Here is a 15,575-nt window from a genome sequence, read left to right as displayed (position 1 = left end):
TTTGATTATATCATTTAAAAATATTTTTTTTTAGGTATATTTATAATAATATCATTTATTTTAATAAAATTATTTATGATTAATTTTTTTATTTTAGATCTTGAAAATTGTATAATTTTTTTTGAAAGAAATATATCTAATCTTTTTTTGTTATATTTAGAAGAAACTTTTAATACTAATTTTATATTTTTCATATATTAAAATATTTTTATCTAAAACGAAATTTATTGTATATTTATATTAATATTAATTAATAGTCTTGTAAAAGAAAAAAAAATGAGTATTTTAAAAAAAAAAAATTTTATTACCATTAATATTTTAATATTAATATTGATATTATTTACAACTGGTTGTGAATATTCTAGTACTAATAATAAAATAAATTCTAAATTTCTTTTAAAAATAAAATACCTAGAATCAATAAAATTTTTATTTAATCATAAATATAAAAAAGCTTTATTCAAATTTCAAAATTTTTATATAAAATATCCGTATAATATGTATACTGAAAAAGTTTTGATATATTTAATTTATTTAAATTATATTGATCAAAATTTTTTAAATGTTTTAGATTTTACAGAAGAATTTATTAATTCGTATAATGACTCTCCTTTTTTAGATTATGTTTTTTACGTTAGAATTATATCACAAATATCTTTAGATCAAAATAATGAAATACAGAATCTTTTTAGAATAAACAGATCAAATTGTAATCCTTTTTACACTAATTTAGCGATGAGAGATACATATATTTTTATTAAAAATTATCCTAATAGTATTTTTATAAAATATTTAAAATATCAGTTATTTAATATGAAAAAACGTTTAAGAAAATTTGATTTTAATATTATTAAATTTTTATTTAAAAAAAAAATGTATATTGCATCAATTAATAGATGTATAAGATTTTTAAAATATTATTCTTCTAATAATATAGAAACTAAATTAGTAAAAAAAATATTAAAAGAATCTTTAAATCAATTCTTAAAATAATCTTTTCTAAAAAACTTAATATTTTATAAATATTAAGTTTTTTTTAAAAATTTTATTTTTAATTATAATGAAAAATATTTATTATTTCTTCAATTTTTCTTTTTTTAATTAAATTAACAATATTATTCATATAATTTAAATATTTTTTGATATTTTTTTTATTATTTTTAGAAAATGAAATTGTATTTATATATAATTTTAGATCTTTTAAAAAAAAATTTTTTAAAGGGAAAAAATTTAAATTATCAAAAGGTATTGATAATAATGATAATTGTTTTTTTAATGGTTTTTTTTTTTTTAATAAAAAAAGATTATATATTATTAGTGTAGAAAAATATTGTAGTGATTTTAAAAAAAGAAAATGATTATATTGTGTAATATTTATATTTTTTATTTTTAATCCCCAAATTTCCATTTGTTTTATAAACCAAATATAATATTTGGGTTTATTTATAAAACAACATAATATAGATTTTTTTATTAAAACAATATTTTTTGAATCAAATAAAGGATATAAACAAAGAATTGGTCCTAGATATATTTTTGATATTTTATTTATTAATATATTTTCTATAGAAGAAAGAATTATAAGTATACAATTTTTAGGTAATTTTTTTAATATATTAATTAATTTATTAAAATATGATTTTGTTATATCAATACTAATAATTACTACATCAGTATATAATAAATTTTTTATATTAAATTTAAAATTTTCTAATTTTATAAAAAAAACATTATAATCTGACATAATTAACATTTTTTGAAAAAAAGATCCCATTTTATTATTACTAATAATTAATATACGTAAAATATTAAAATTTATTTTTTTAAATTTTTTTTTTTGTTCATATATATAAGATTCATTTATTATGCAATATAATATTTTTTCAATAAGATCAGGAGATATTCCTTTATCTATTGCTTCTTTTCTTTTTATTTGAATTATATATTTTTCTCTTTCTGGAACATAAATAGGTAATTTATACTTATTTTTTATTTCTCCTATTTTTTTTACTAAAATTAATCTTTTAGTTATTATTTCTAGTAATTTTGTATCTAAAATATCTATTTTATTACGTAATATAACTAATTTTTTTAACATATAATTTTAATTATTTAATTTAGTATTTTTTATATAAAAATTTATAAAGAACGAAATTTAAGTATAGAATTTAATTCATTGTATATAAGAAAAAGAATATCTTTTGTCATTTGTAAATTTATACATCCATCTGTAATTGATATGCCATATTTTAATTTTTTAGGATTTTTAATGTCTAATATTTGATTTCCCTCTTTAATATAACTTTCTATCATTATTCCTATAATAGAATTATTTCCTTCTTTAATTTGTGATATTATTGACTTAATAACTAAAATTTGTTTTTCAAAATCTTTATTAGAATTACTATGACTACAATCTATCATTATTCTAGGTTTTAATCCTAATTTTAAAATATTTTTTTCATATTCTTTTATATTATTTTTATAATAATTTGGAGTTACTCCTCCACGTAAAATAATATGACAATTTTTATTACCCATACTATTGATTATACAAATTTTACCATTATTATTTATACCAACAAAATGATGTTTTTGAGAAGAAGCTTGAACAGCATTTATAGCAGAAAATATATTACCATCTGTGTTATTTTTAAAACCAATAGGTATTTTTAATGAAGATGCTATTTCTCTATGTGTTTGTGATTCAACAGTACGTGCTCCTATTGCTACCCAACTAATAAGATCTTCAAGATATTTTGATGTATTGGGATCTAATATTTCAGTTGCTAATGAAATATTCATATTAACTAATTTTATTAATAATTTACGAGCTAAATATAAACCTTTATTAATATCAAAAGAGTTATTCATATATGGATCATTAATTAATCCTTTCCATCCTAAAATAGTTCTAGGTTTTTCAAAATATACTCTCATAACAAGATATATACTATGACTAATTTTTAAAAATATTTTTGTTAAAAAATTTCCGTATTCTATTGCTTCTTTTATATTATGTATTGAACAAGGTCCACAAATAATTAATAATCTGTGATCTTTTCCAGAAATTATATTTGATATAATTTTACGTGATATTAAAACTTGTTTTTTTATATTTTGAGATATTGGTAACTGATCTTTAAGTTCTTTTGGAGTTATTAAATATTGATTATGATTAAAATTATTATTTTTCATAACAAAATATCCATAAATAAAATTTTATTGCATAAAAATAACATATTTATTTAATAAAGTTTAATTTTATTTCATAAATAATAAAATTTATACAATAAGAATTTTTATTTTATAATAAAATATTTTTAAATTTAATTATAATTAAAAATTAATTTTAAGGTGAAAGAATGAGTAAATTAATAAAAAATACAATAGAATCTATTCCATTATATAAATTTGCTGAACATGCTTATTTAAATTATTCTATTTATGTTATTTCTGATAGAGCTTTGCCTCATATTGGTGATGGACTAAAACCAGTACAAAGAAGAGTTATATATGCCATGTCTGAATTAGGTTTAAAATCCTCATCTAAATTTAAAAAATCAGCTAGAACGATTGGTGATGTTATAGGGAAATATCATCCTCATGGAGATGTAGCATGTTATGAAGCAATGGTTCTTATGGCACAATCATTTTCTTATAGATATCCTTTAATAGAAGGTCAAGGTAATTGGGGTTCTCCAGATGATCCTAAATCATTTGCTGCAATGAGATATACGGAATCACGTTTATCAAAATATTCTAATATATTATTAAATGAAATAGAAAAAGGTACTGTACAATTTATTCCTAATTTTGATGGAACATTATTAGAACCTAAAATATTACCTGCATGTTTACCTAATATAATTTTAAATGGTTCTACAGGAATAGCAGTAGGTATGGCAACAGATATTCCTCCTCATAATATTAAAGAAATATCTAAGGCTATAATTAAATTAATTGATTATCCTAAAACAAAATTATCTGATCTTTTAGATATAATTCAAGGTCCAGATTTTCCTTCTGGTAGTGAAATTATAACTTCAAGAGAAGATATATATAAAATATATGAAAAAGGTAGAGGTTCTATTAAATTAAGAGCAGTATGGAAAATAAAAGATAATACAGTTATAATTACAGCATTACCTCATCAAGTTTCTGGAATACGTATTATTGAACAAATTACTTTACAAATTAGAAATAAAAAATTACCAATGATTGAAGAAATTAGAGATGAATCAGATTATGAAAATCCTACAAGAATAGTTATTATTATTCGTAATAATTTTAATTATTTAACTATAAAACAAATTATGCATCATTTATTTTTTATTACTGATTTAGAAAAAAGTTATCGTATAAATTTAAATATGATAGGTTTAAATAATAAACCTGCTGTAAAAAATTTAATAGAAATATTATCAGAATGGATTATTTTTAGACGTTATATAGTTAAAAAACGTTTAAATTTTTATTTAAATAAATTAGAAAAAAGACTACATGTTATACAAGGATTATTAATTGTATATTCTAATTTAGAAAAATTTATAAAAATTATTAGATTAAATATAGATCCTAGTTCTATTATTAAAAAAAAATTTAATCTTACCAATATGCAAATAGAAAATTTACTTAATTTTAAATTACGTTCAATTTCATTTATGGAAGAAAAAAAATTAATTAATGAAAAAAAAATATTAAAAATAGAACATGATAAAATTCAAAAAATATTGTTTTCTAAACAAAAAATGAATTTATTATTAAAAAAAGAAATATTATCAGCATCTAATAATTATGGTAATAATAGACGTTCAATGATAAAAAAAAGAACAGAAGCAAAATTATTAAATGAATATGAATTAGTTTCAGATGAACCTATTACAATTATTCTTTCTAAAATGGGTTGGATTAGATGTGCCAAAGGTCATACTATAGATCCATTAAACCTTAATTATAAATCAGGAGATTCATTTTTAATTTCTGTAAAAGGTAAAAAAAATCAAAATATAGTTGTTATTGATTCTAAAGGACGTAGTTATAGTATCGATTCTACTACTTTACCAGCAGCTCGTAGTCAAGGAGAACCTTTAAATAGTAAATTAAATATTACACAGGGATCAATAATTAAAAGTTTATTAATGGAATCTAATAATCAAGAAATTATTCTTTCTTCTAATTCCGGTTATGGTTTTGTATGTAAATTTCATGATTTAATTGCATGTAATAGAAATGGAAAATTATTTATGATTTTAACAGATAATGCTGAAATTTTATCTCCTTTAGTAGTTAATAATAAAAATGATAAAATTTTAGTTGTATCATTTTTAAATAAATTTTTACTATTTTCTGTAAATGAAATACCTAGATTAACTAAAGGAAAAGGAAGTAGATTAATTTTTATTAATAATAAAGATTTTCTTCAAAATAAAGATAAATTAAAATGGATATTTCTTGTTAATAAAAATTCTATAGTTTATATACAGACTAATACCGAACAATTTAAATTAACATATGAAAAATTAAAAATATTTTATTCTGTAAAAGGAAATAAAGGTTTTCCATATAAAAATATTAATAATATTAAAAATATTTTTATTAAAAAAATTGAAAATTAAAATGTTTAAAATTTTTAAAATTAATTCATTTATTAAATATTTATAATATATACATAAAAATGTAATTTAATAGATTAAATTAATAAATTATTATATTTAATTTTTTATAAAAATTGAATAAAAAATAATTAATTTTAATATAAAAAATATTATTAATATAAATTAATAAAATTATTAAATAATTAAAACTATTTTCATGTTACAATATTATTAATATATGTTAATGATTTTTAAAAAAAAATTTTATATAAATAAAATTTAGATTTTTTTTTAAATTATTTGTAAAATAATTTTATTAAAAATTAGTTATTAATTAAATATAGTTAAGAATATTTTTATCTAAATAAAAAATTAAAATTTATTTTTTTAAATAAAAATATTAGTATATGTTATTTTATAAAAATTATAAATGTATAATTATGCATATTTTTATATTTAAAAATTGAGGTAGGTTGAAACAATGAGAGTATTGAAATTTGGTGGTACATCATTAAAAAATGCAGAAAAATTTCTATTAGTAACTAATATAATTAATATTTATCTAAAAAAAAATAAAATAGCTGTTGTTTTATCTGCTCCAGCAAATATTACAAATATTTTAGAAATAATGATAGAAAAATCTATAAAAAAGAGGGATTATAAACAAGATTTTATTTATATACAAAAATTTTTTATAAATTTAATTAATGATTTAAAAAAAAAAATTAAAAATTTAGATATTACTTTTATTAAAAATAAATTTAATAAAATTTTTAATAAAATAGAGCAGTTATTATATGGTATTAATTTAATTAATAATTGTCCTGATATAATTAGAGCAAAAATTTTATCACAAGGTGAAAATTTTTCTATTATTATATTAGAATCTTTATTAAAAATAAAAAAATATAAAATATATATAATTTCTCCTAAAAAATATTTATTGGCATATGGTAGTTATTTAGAATCAACAATTGATATTCCTTTAACTTTAAAAAATATTAAAAATATTAATATTTCTAATATTGATATAATATTAATGGTAGGATTTTCTGCTGTTAATAAAAAAAAAGAAACTGTTTTATTAGGTAGAAATGGTTCTGATTATTCGGCATCAGTATTAGCTGTTTGTTTAAAGGCTAAACATTGTGAAATTTGGACTGATGTTGATGGTATTCATACAGCAGATCCTAATATAATATCCAACACAAAATTATTAGAATTTATTTCTTATCAAGAAGCAATAACTTTAGCATATTTTGGAGCTAAAGTTATTCATTATAAAACTTTATTTCCTATGTTAAAAAATAATATACCTTGTATTATTAAAAATACAATAGATTTAAAATCTAATGGAACTTTAATTAGTAGTAATATTAAAAATTCATTATATATGATAAAAGGTATAACTGAATTAAAAAATATATCAATGTTAAATATTAATGGAGAAAAAAATAAACACATAAAAAATATTATATCTAGAATATTATTTTTTATTTTCAAATTAAAAATATCTATTTATTTTGTAACACAATCTTCTGAAAGGTGTAATATTAATATTTTTATTTCAAATCAAAATTTAAAATATATTAAATCTTTATTAGAAGAAGAATTTTATTTAGAATTTCAACATAAATTAATTAAACCAATTTCTATTATTCAACAATTGTCAATTATTTCATTAGTAAGTGATCAAATTAATAATTCTTCAAATATAATATCCGATTTTTTACATATTTTTAAAATAACAAAAATAAAAATATTTCATATATCACAAAATATTTTTCAAAATTATATTGCTGTTATTATAAAAAAAAATTTTACAAAAAATATTATAGAAATAGCACATAAAATATTATTTCATAAAAAGAAAATATTAGAAATTTTTATTATAGGTACCGGAGGTATTGGTAGTTGCTTATTAAAACAAATTTATCAAAAAAGAAATTATTTTCAAAAAAAAAATATTATTCTAAATATTTGTGGTATTTTTAATACTAAATATTCATTAATAGATGTAAATGGTCTCAAATTAAAAGATTGGAAACGAAATTTAAAACAGAATCTTTCTAATACAAATACAACAGAAGTTTTATTTAATAACTTAAAAAAACATAAGTTTATGAATCCTATTATTATAGATTGTACTTCTTCACAAGAAATTGCAAATCAATATATAAACTTTCTAAGTTATGGTTTAAATATAATAGCTGCAAATAAAAAAGCAAACTCTTCTAAAATGAAATATTATAATCAAATACACTTTACAGCAAATCAATTAAATTTAAATTTTTTCTATGAAACTAATGTTGGTGCTGGATTACCTATTATTAGTACTTTACAAAATCTATTAAAAACTGGTGATAAAATTAATAATTTTATTGGTATTTTATCAGGATCTCTTTCATTTATTTTTGGTAAACTTGAAGAAGGAATTATTTTTTCTGAAGCTATAAAAATAGCTGAAAAAATGGGATTTACTGAACCAGATCCACGAATAGATTTATCAGGAATAGATGTAGCTAGAAAATTACTTATATTAGCAAGAGAAATTGGTTATAATTTAGAATTAAATGATATTATTGTAGAACCTATTATTCCAAATAACTATGATAAAAAACATTCTATTAAAGAATTTTTTTCATCTTTGTTAAATTTTGATAAAATTTTTGAAAAAAAAATTCAAGAAGCTAAAAAAAATAATAAAGTATTACGTTATATTGGTAGTATAAATAAAAAAGGATTTTGTAAAGTAAAAATTATGGAAGTTGATAAAAATCATCCATTTTTTGAAATAAAAAATGGAGAAAATTCTTTTGCTTTTTATACTGATTATTATCAACCATATCCTTTAGTTTTAAGAGGATATGGTGCAGGAAATGATGTAACTGCTGCAGGAGTACTTACTGATTTACTACGTCTCATTTAATTAAAATAAGGAATGATTTTTATGATTAAAATTTATTCTCCTGCTTCTATTGGTAATATTAATGTAGGTTTTGACACGCTAGGAATAGCGTTATCTAGAATAGATGGAGGAATTTTAGGAGATTTTATATCAATTTATTCATCTAAAAAATTTACTTTAATAAATAAAGGTTATTTTTTTAATGATTTACCAAAAGAAAAATATGAAAATATTATTTTTCATTGTTGGATAAAATTTTGTAATAAAATTGGTCGAAAAATTCCTTTAAAAATTATTTTAGAAAAAAATGTTCCTGTTTCATCTGGACTGGGTTCAAGTGCTTGTTCTATAGTTGCTTTCTTAAAAGCAATAAATTTATTTTGTAATAATCCATTAAAAGAATATGATTTATTAAGATTAATGGGAGAATTAGAAGGATTTTTATCAGGTAATATACATTACGATAATATCGTTCCTTGTTTTTTTGGTGGTATGAAATTAATTTTAATAACTGATAAAGATAATTTAATAATTCAAAATATTCCAATTTTTAAAAATTGGTTCTGGGTGATTGCATATTCTGGTATTAAATTATCCACATATGATTCCAGAAAAATATTACCAAATTTATATAAAAAAGAAATTTTTATTAAACAAAGTCAATATTTAGCAGGATTTATACATGCTAGTCATACAAAACAAGAATTACTGGCATTAAAATTAATGAAAGATTTTATTGTAGAACCTTATAGAAAATCTCTTATTCCTAATTTTGAACAAATTACTTATACAGCAAAAAAATTTGGTGCTTTAAGTTATGGTATTGCAGGATCAGGACCAACTGTATTTAGTATTTTTAATAATTTAAATATTGCATATAATATGGTTAATTGGTTAAAAAAAAATTTTTTAAAAAAAAATGGTTTTGTTTATATTTGTAAAATAAATGAGATAGGTACTAAAATTATGGAGAGAACATGAAATTTTATAATCTTAATTATCATAAAGAACAAAAAACATTTAATCAAGTTTTAAAAATAGGTTTAGGAAAAAATCAAGGTTTATTTTTTCCTAAAACTTTACCAAAATTAAATAATAACATAATTAAAGATATATTAAATTTTGATTTTATAGATAGAAGTAGTTATCTATTATCATTATTTATTAATGAAAAAGAAATTTCTTTAGAGATTTTAAAAAAAAAAATAAAAAAAGCATTTAATTTTCCATTAATATTAAATTTAATTGATAATAATCTTTCTTGTTTAGAATTATTTCATGGACCAACTTTAGCATTTAAAGATTTTGGTGTACGTTTTATGGCACAAATGTTAAATTTTTTTAATAAAAAAAATAAAATTATTATTTTAACTGCTACTTCTGGAGATACTGGTGCGGCTGTTGCTCATGCTTTTAATAAAATTAATAATATTGAAGTTATAATATTATATCCTTATAAAAAAATTTCTGTTTTACAAGAAAAATTATTTTGTACTATAGGTAATAATATAAAAACAATTGCTATTAAAGGTAATTTTGATGATTGTCAAAATCTTATTAAACAAGTTTTTAATGATAAAGAACTTAATAAAATTTTATCTTTTAATTCAGCTAATTCAATTAATATTAGTCGTTTAATAGCCCAAATATGTTATTATTTTGAAGCATTTGCTCAAATACCTTTAAAAGAAAGAAAGAAAAAAATTATTTTTTCAATTCCTAGTGGTAATTTTGGAAATTTAACTGCTGGTTTAATAGCTAAAGCGATTGGTTTACCTATATATAAATTTATTGCAGCTACTAATGTAAATGATACAGTTTTTAGATATTTAAATACAAGAAATTGGTTACCTAAAAAAACTATACCAACTTTATCAAATGCAATGGATGTTAGTTCACCTAACAATTGGCCTAGAGTTGAAGAAATTTTTCATAAAAAAAATTGGAATTTAAGTGAATTAACATCTTCTGTAATTACAGATATTAAAACAACAGAAACCATAATAGATGTGTATAATAAATATAAATATATTTTAGAACCACATTCAGCTGTAAGTTATTGTGCATTAAAAAAAAAAATATCAGAAAAAAATACATTTAATGTATTTCTTGGTACTGCTCACCCATCTAAATTTCAAGATTATATTTTTAATATTTTAAATAAAAAAGTAATATTACCTAATATATTAGTTAATTGTAATAAAAAAAAAAATTTATCTTATACCTTATCTAATAATTTTGATCATTTAAAAAAATTTTTAATAAAAAATTATATTATATAATTTTAATAAAATAGATTTTTAATCTAGAGTATACATTATGGTAATAAATAAATTAGTTTTAAATTATAATTATTTTATAATATTTCAAATTTTTGCTATTATTATTAGTTGTATAATGATGTTAATATCATTATTTTTAGGAGGACATTCATATGGTTTAGATAAACATATTCCATTCGAGTCAGGAATTTTTTCTTATGGTGATAATAAAATAAAAATCCATATTAAATTTTATCTGATAGCAATATTTTTTATAATTTTTGATATTGAATCATTATATTTATATTTATGGTCTGTTTCTATTAAAATTGTAAAATTTGAAGGTTTTATTGAAGGAATATTATTTATTTTCACTATTTTAGTTACTTTATTTTATTTATTTAAAATGAAAGCTTTTGATTAAAAAAGAAAAATTTTAAAAAATATTAAATTTGAAATATATACTTTATAAAATGAAATATACTATTACAAAATCTAAAATTAATAATCAAAAAAAATTTCCTTTAGAAGATAAAAAAATTATTAATTATGATCCTATGAATGAGCAAATTAATAAAAATATTTTTTTAGGAAATTTAAAGAAAATTACACATAAAATAATTAATTGGGGTAGAAAAAATTCTTTATGGCCATATAATTTTGGTCTATCTTGCTGTTATGTAGAAATGACTACTTCATTTACATCTATTAATGATATAGCACGTTTTGGTTCTGAAGTTTTAAGAGCATCTCCTAGACAAGCAGATTTTATGGTAATAGCTGGAACATGTTTTTTAAAAATGGCCCCTATTATACAAAGATTATATGATCAAATGTTAGAACCAAAATGGGTAATTTCGATGGGTTCTTGCGCTAATTCTGGAGGAATGTATGATATATATTCTGTTGTACAAGGAGTAGATAAATTTTTACCTGTGGATATTTATATACCAGGATGTCCTCCCAGACCAGAATCGTATATACAAGCATTATTATTATTACAAAAATCTATTAATAATGAAAGACGTCCTTTATCTTGGGTTTTAGGAGATCAAGGTATATATAAAGCTAAAATGAAATCATCTAGTAAATTTTTTAATAAAAATATTAAATTAAATAATAATATATAATTTTATATGAAATTTATAATAGGATTCAATTATGAATAATTTTTTTGATAAAATAATTCAGAAAATAGGAGAAAAACATAATAAATTTTTTTATAAAAAATATAAAGAATCGATAATAAATGAATTAAATAATAATTTTAGTTTTAAAGAATTTATTATACAAAATAATATGAATAATAAAATGCCATTAATTATTTGGATTAGAAATAAAGATTTAATAAAATTTATGAAATTTTTTTCTCAAATTAATAATCCATATAATATGTTATATGATATGCATGGTATAGATGAAAGATTACATTATAATAAATTTAAACTAATGTCTAAAATGGATTTTTCTTTATTTTATCATTTAATTTCTATTAATCGAAATTCAGATATAATTATTAAAATTCCTTTAAAAAAAAAATTTCTAAGTGTTTATACTATAACTAATTTTTATAAAAATGCTAATTGGTATGAAAGAGAAATATGGGAAATGTATGGTATTAATTTTATTGATCATCCATTTTTAACTCATATATTATTACCTAGAAATTGGGATAATGGTTATCCTTTACGTAAAGATTTTCCTTTTAGAGCTACAGAATCTAAACCTTATTCTTTAACTAAAGAAAAATATAAACTAGATATTAGTTCTTCTGATTTTAATCCAAAAGAATGGAATTTATCAATAGATGATAATAAAAAATATAATAATTATATGTTCCTTAATTTAGGACCTAATCATCCTTCTGTTCATGGTGCATTTAGAATAATATTACAATTATCAGGTGAAGAAATTATTAAATGCATACCGGATATAGGTTATCATCATAGAGGAGCAGAAAAAATAGCTGAAAGACAAACATGGCATACATATATTCCATATACAGATAGAATTGAATATTTAGGTGGATGTATTAATGAAATGCCTTATATTTTGGCAGTAGAAAAATTAGCTAATATCATTGTTAATGATAGAATTAAAGTTATTAGAATAATGTTATCAGAATTATTTCGTATTAATAGTCATTTATTATTTTTATCTACTTTTATACAAGATGTAGGTGCTATGACTCCTGTGTTTTTAGCATTTACTGATAGACAAAAAATATATGATATTATTGAGTTTATTACTGGAGCTAGAATGCATCCATCATGGTTTAGAATAGGAGGTTTAGCACAAGATCTCCCTAAAGGATGGGATATTTTAGTAAAAAAATTAATTATTTGGTTACCTAAAAGATTAAAAATATATAAAAAAGTAGCATTACAAAATAGTATTTTAATATCTCGTTCTAAAAATATAGCATCTTATAATCAACAAGAAGCAATATCTTGGGGAGTAACTGGTACAGGATTAAGAGCAACTGGATTAGATTTTGATGTTAGAAAATGGCGTCCTTATTCTGGATATGAAAATTTTGATTTTGAAATTCCTATAGGTAAAAATATTAGTGATTGTTATTCAAGAGTTTTATTAAAATTTGAAGAAATTTGGCAAAGTTTACGTATCATAAATCAATGTTTAAATTATATGCCTGAAGGATTATATAAAGTAGATCATCCTTTAACAACTCCTCCTTTAAGAAATAGAATGTTAAATGATATAGAAACATTAATTCAACATTTTATACAAGTTTCTTGGGGACCATTAATTTCTGCAAATGAATCATTTCAGATGGTTGAAGCCACAAAAGGTATTAATAGTTATTATTTAATAAGTGATGGAAATACGATAAGTTATCGAACTAGAATTAGAACACCTAGTTTCCCTCATTTACAACAAATACCATCTGTAATTTGTGGTAGTTTAATATCAGATTTGATTACTTATTTAGGTAGTATTGACTTTGTGATGTCTGATGTAGATCGTTAAAATAATATGACAAAAAAAATATTTAATAAAATTAGTTTGATTTTAAATGAAAAAGAATTAAAAATTATTAATAAAATTAAAAATCATTATAAATGTAATAATGCTGCTATTTTAGAAATATTAATTTTTTTTCAAAAAAAATATGGATGGATTTCTGATGAGATTATTATTTTTATTTCCGATATTTTAAATGTACATCCTTCTGAAATTGATAGTATAGCAACATTTTATAGTCAAATTTTTAGATCACCAGTTGGTAAATATGTAATTAAATATTGTGATAGTATTGTATGTTATATAACAGGATATAAAAAAATTTTAAAAAATATTACAACAAAATTAAAAATTCTTCCAGGACAAACAACTACTGATAATTTATTTACTTTAATACCTATATGTTGTTTAGGTCATTGTGAAAATAGTCCTGTTATTATGATTAATGAAAAAATTTATAATTCATTAACAATTAATAGTTTTAACAAAATATTGGATAAATATATTTATGAAAATAATTAATCCTAATCCAGAAACACATCCTTTAACATGGCGTATTAATAAAAATAAAACAATATTTATAAAAAAATATATAAAAAAAAATGGTTATCAAATTTTAAAAACAATTTTAAAAAAAAATAATCCACAAGAAATAATTGATATTGTAAAAAAATCAAAATTAAAAGGTAGGGGAGGTGGAGGTTTTTATACTGGTTTAAAATGGGATCTCATGCCAAAAAAAAATAATAATTCAGAAACTCGTTATTTTTTATGTAATGCTGATGAAATGGAACCTGGTACTTATAAAGATCGTTTTTTAATAGAACATATTCCACATCAATTATTAGAAGGAATGATTATTAGTGCTTTTGCTATTCAAGCTAATAAAGGATATATTTTTTTAAGAGGAGAATATGTTAAATGTGCAAAAATTTTAAATATAGTAATAAAAGAAGCCTATAAATTTGGAGTATTAGGTAAAAATATTTTAAATACTAATTTCAATTTTGATATTTATCTTCATATTGGTGCTGGTAGATATATATGTGGAGAAGAAACAGCATTGATTAATTCTTTAGAAGGTAAACGTGCTAATCCTCGTTTTAAACCTCCATATCCTTCCACAATTGGATTATGGGGAAAACCTACATGTGTAAATAATGTTGAAACTATTTTTAATATACCTGGGATAATAAATTATGGATCTGATTGGTATAAGAATTTATCAAATAGTAAAAATGATAGTGGAACAAAAATGTTAGGTTTTTCTGGTAATGTAAAAAAACCTGGATTATGGGAATTACCCTTTGGTACTCCAGCTCGTATTGTTTTAGAAAAATATGCTGGTGGTATGAAAAAAGGATTAAAACTTAAAACATGGCAACCTGGTGGTGCGGGGACTGGATTTTTAATGGAAAATCATTTAGATTTACCCATGGATTTTATTACTATTTATAATGCAGGAAGTAGATTAGGAACTGGTATATCTATAGCTATAGATAATAAAATTAATATAGTATCTTTACTAAAAAATTTAGAAACTTTTTTTGCAAGAGAATCTTGTGGTTTATGTACCCCTTGTAGGGAAGGACTACCTTGGATTGTAAAAATATTAAACAATTTAGAAAAAAAAATAGGATCTACTAAAGATCTTATTATATTAAAAGATATGAGTAATTTATTAAAGGACGAAGGACCATTTTGTGCACATGCACCAGGTGCTATGGCTCCTTTAAATAGTGCCTTAAAATATTTTTTACATGAATTTGAATATGGGATAACTTATTAAATTAATTATTTTTTATATAAAAATAAATAAATTTA

General features: G+C 19.7%; 13 protein-coding genes. 10 read left to right on the top strand and 3 right to left on the bottom strand.

Annotation, left to right across the window (positions count from 1 at the left end):
- Positions 1-14: 14 nt before the first annotated feature.
- Positions 15-194 carry a S4 domain-containing protein gene (locus GJT90_RS01905; RefSeq protein ID WP_168920190.1) on the bottom strand — a complete coding sequence of 60 codons (180 nt, stop codon included), beginning with the start codon at positions 192-194 and terminating at the stop codon, positions 15-17.
- A gap of 82 nt (positions 195-276) precedes the next feature.
- Here GJT90_RS01905 and bamD point away from each other — a divergent pair, with 82 nt between their 5' ends.
- Positions 277-993, top strand: coding sequence for an outer membrane protein assembly factor BamD (gene bamD, locus GJT90_RS01900; protein WP_168920189.1), 717 nt, complete (start codon positions 277-279; stop codon positions 991-993).
- Between the two features lie 58 nt (positions 994-1,051).
- On the opposite strand, the gene GJT90_RS01895 is transcribed toward bamD, so the two are convergent.
- On the bottom strand, positions 1,052-2,098 hold the full coding sequence (locus tag GJT90_RS01895; protein ID WP_168920188.1) for a chorismate mutase: 1,047 nt from the start codon (positions 2,096-2,098) through the stop codon (positions 1,052-1,054).
- A 41-nt stretch (positions 2,099-2,139) separates the two neighbouring features.
- Entirely contained in the window at positions 2,140-3,198 is a 1,059-nt protein-coding gene (locus tag GJT90_RS01890; RefSeq protein WP_168920187.1) for a 3-deoxy-7-phosphoheptulonate synthase, read from the bottom strand.
- Positions 3,199-3,365: 167 nt separating this feature from the next.
- On the opposite strand from GJT90_RS01890, the gene parC reads away from it, so the two are divergent.
- The 9 genes from parC to nuoF all read left to right on the top strand — a co-directional run bounded on the left by parC (position 3,366) and on the right by nuoF (position 15,540).
- A complete protein-coding gene (gene parC / locus GJT90_RS01885; protein WP_168920186.1) occupies positions 3,366-5,618 on the top strand; it encodes a DNA topoisomerase IV subunit A in 2,253 nt (750 codons plus the stop codon).
- Positions 5,619-6,078: 460 nt separating this feature from the next.
- Complete coding sequence (gene thrA, locus GJT90_RS01880; RefSeq protein WP_168920185.1) at positions 6,079-8,526, top strand: bifunctional aspartate kinase/homoserine dehydrogenase I; 2,448 nt, start codon at positions 6,079-6,081, stop codon at positions 8,524-8,526.
- Positions 8,527-8,547: 21 nt separating this feature from the next.
- Positions 8,548-9,486, top strand: coding sequence for a homoserine kinase (gene thrB / locus GJT90_RS01875; RefSeq protein ID WP_168920184.1), 939 nt, complete (start codon positions 8,548-8,550; stop codon positions 9,484-9,486).
- Positions 9,483-10,787, top strand: coding sequence for a threonine synthase (gene thrC / locus GJT90_RS01870; RefSeq protein ID WP_168920183.1), 1,305 nt, complete (start codon positions 9,483-9,485; stop codon positions 10,785-10,787). The genes thrB and thrC overlap by 4 nt, the downstream gene beginning before the upstream one ends.
- Before the next feature lie 37 nt (positions 10,788-10,824).
- The gene (ndhC, locus tag GJT90_RS01865) at positions 10,825-11,190 is read left to right on the top strand and encodes an NADH-quinone oxidoreductase subunit A (protein WP_168920182.1); all 366 of its coding nucleotides are present in this window, start codon (positions 10,825-10,827) and stop codon (positions 11,188-11,190) included.
- Between the two features lie 49 nt (positions 11,191-11,239).
- Positions 11,240-11,896, top strand: coding sequence for a NuoB/complex I 20 kDa subunit family protein (locus GJT90_RS01860; RefSeq protein WP_168920181.1), 657 nt, complete (start codon positions 11,240-11,242; stop codon positions 11,894-11,896).
- A 52-nt stretch (positions 11,897-11,948) separates the two neighbouring features.
- A complete protein-coding gene (gene nuoC / locus GJT90_RS01855) occupies positions 11,949-13,757 on the top strand; it encodes an NADH-quinone oxidoreductase subunit C/D (RefSeq protein ID WP_425482528.1) in 1,809 nt (602 codons plus the stop codon).
- A gap of 6 nt (positions 13,758-13,763) precedes the next feature.
- On the top strand, positions 13,764-14,273 hold the full coding sequence (nuoE, locus tag GJT90_RS01850) for an NADH-quinone oxidoreductase subunit NuoE (protein WP_168920179.1): 510 nt from the start codon (positions 13,764-13,766) through the stop codon (positions 14,271-14,273).
- Positions 14,260-15,540, top strand: a complete 1,281-nt coding sequence (gene nuoF / locus GJT90_RS01845) for an NADH-quinone oxidoreductase subunit NuoF (protein ID WP_168920178.1) — start codon at positions 14,260-14,262, stop codon at positions 15,538-15,540. Before nuoE ends, nuoF begins: the two co-directional genes overlap by 14 nt.
- The last annotated feature ends 35 nt before the right edge of the window (positions 15,541-15,575 follow it).

The sequence above is a fragment of the Enterobacteriaceae endosymbiont of Donacia dentata genome, from assembly GCF_012570745.1.
Classification (GTDB): domain Bacteria; phylum Pseudomonadota; class Gammaproteobacteria; order Enterobacterales; family Enterobacteriaceae.
This window is presented reverse-complemented; position numbering and strand designations above follow the sequence as displayed.

Bases quoted from the DNA above. Each gene is read 5' to 3' on its own strand.
- GJT90_RS01905 (WP_168920190.1), bottom strand. From the start codon at position 194: ATGAAAAATATAAAATTAGTATTAAAAGTTTCTTCTAAATATAACAAA.
- bamD (WP_168920189.1), top strand. From the start codon at position 277: ATGAGTATTTTAAAAAAAAAAAATTTTATTACCATTAATATTTTAATA.
- GJT90_RS01895 (WP_168920188.1), bottom strand. From the start codon at position 2,098: ATGTTAAAAAAATTAGTTATATTACGTAATAAAATAGATATTTTAGAT.
- GJT90_RS01890 (WP_168920187.1), bottom strand. From the start codon at position 3,198: ATGAAAAATAATAATTTTAATCATAATCAATATTTAATAACTCCAAAA.
- parC (WP_168920186.1), top strand. From the start codon at position 3,366: ATGAGTAAATTAATAAAAAATACAATAGAATCTATTCCATTATATAAA.
- thrA (WP_168920185.1), top strand. From the start codon at position 6,079: ATGAGAGTATTGAAATTTGGTGGTACATCATTAAAAAATGCAGAAAAA.
- thrB (WP_168920184.1), top strand. From the start codon at position 8,548: ATGATTAAAATTTATTCTCCTGCTTCTATTGGTAATATTAATGTAGGT.
- thrC (WP_168920183.1), top strand. From the start codon at position 9,483: ATGAAATTTTATAATCTTAATTATCATAAAGAACAAAAAACATTTAAT.
- ndhC (WP_168920182.1), top strand. From the start codon at position 10,825: ATGGTAATAAATAAATTAGTTTTAAATTATAATTATTTTATAATATTT.
- GJT90_RS01860 (WP_168920181.1), top strand. From the start codon at position 11,240: ATGAAATATACTATTACAAAATCTAAAATTAATAATCAAAAAAAATTT.
- nuoE (WP_168920179.1), top strand. From the start codon at position 13,764: ATGACAAAAAAAATATTTAATAAAATTAGTTTGATTTTAAATGAAAAA.
- nuoF (WP_168920178.1), top strand. From the start codon at position 14,260: ATGAAAATAATTAATCCTAATCCAGAAACACATCCTTTAACATGGCGT.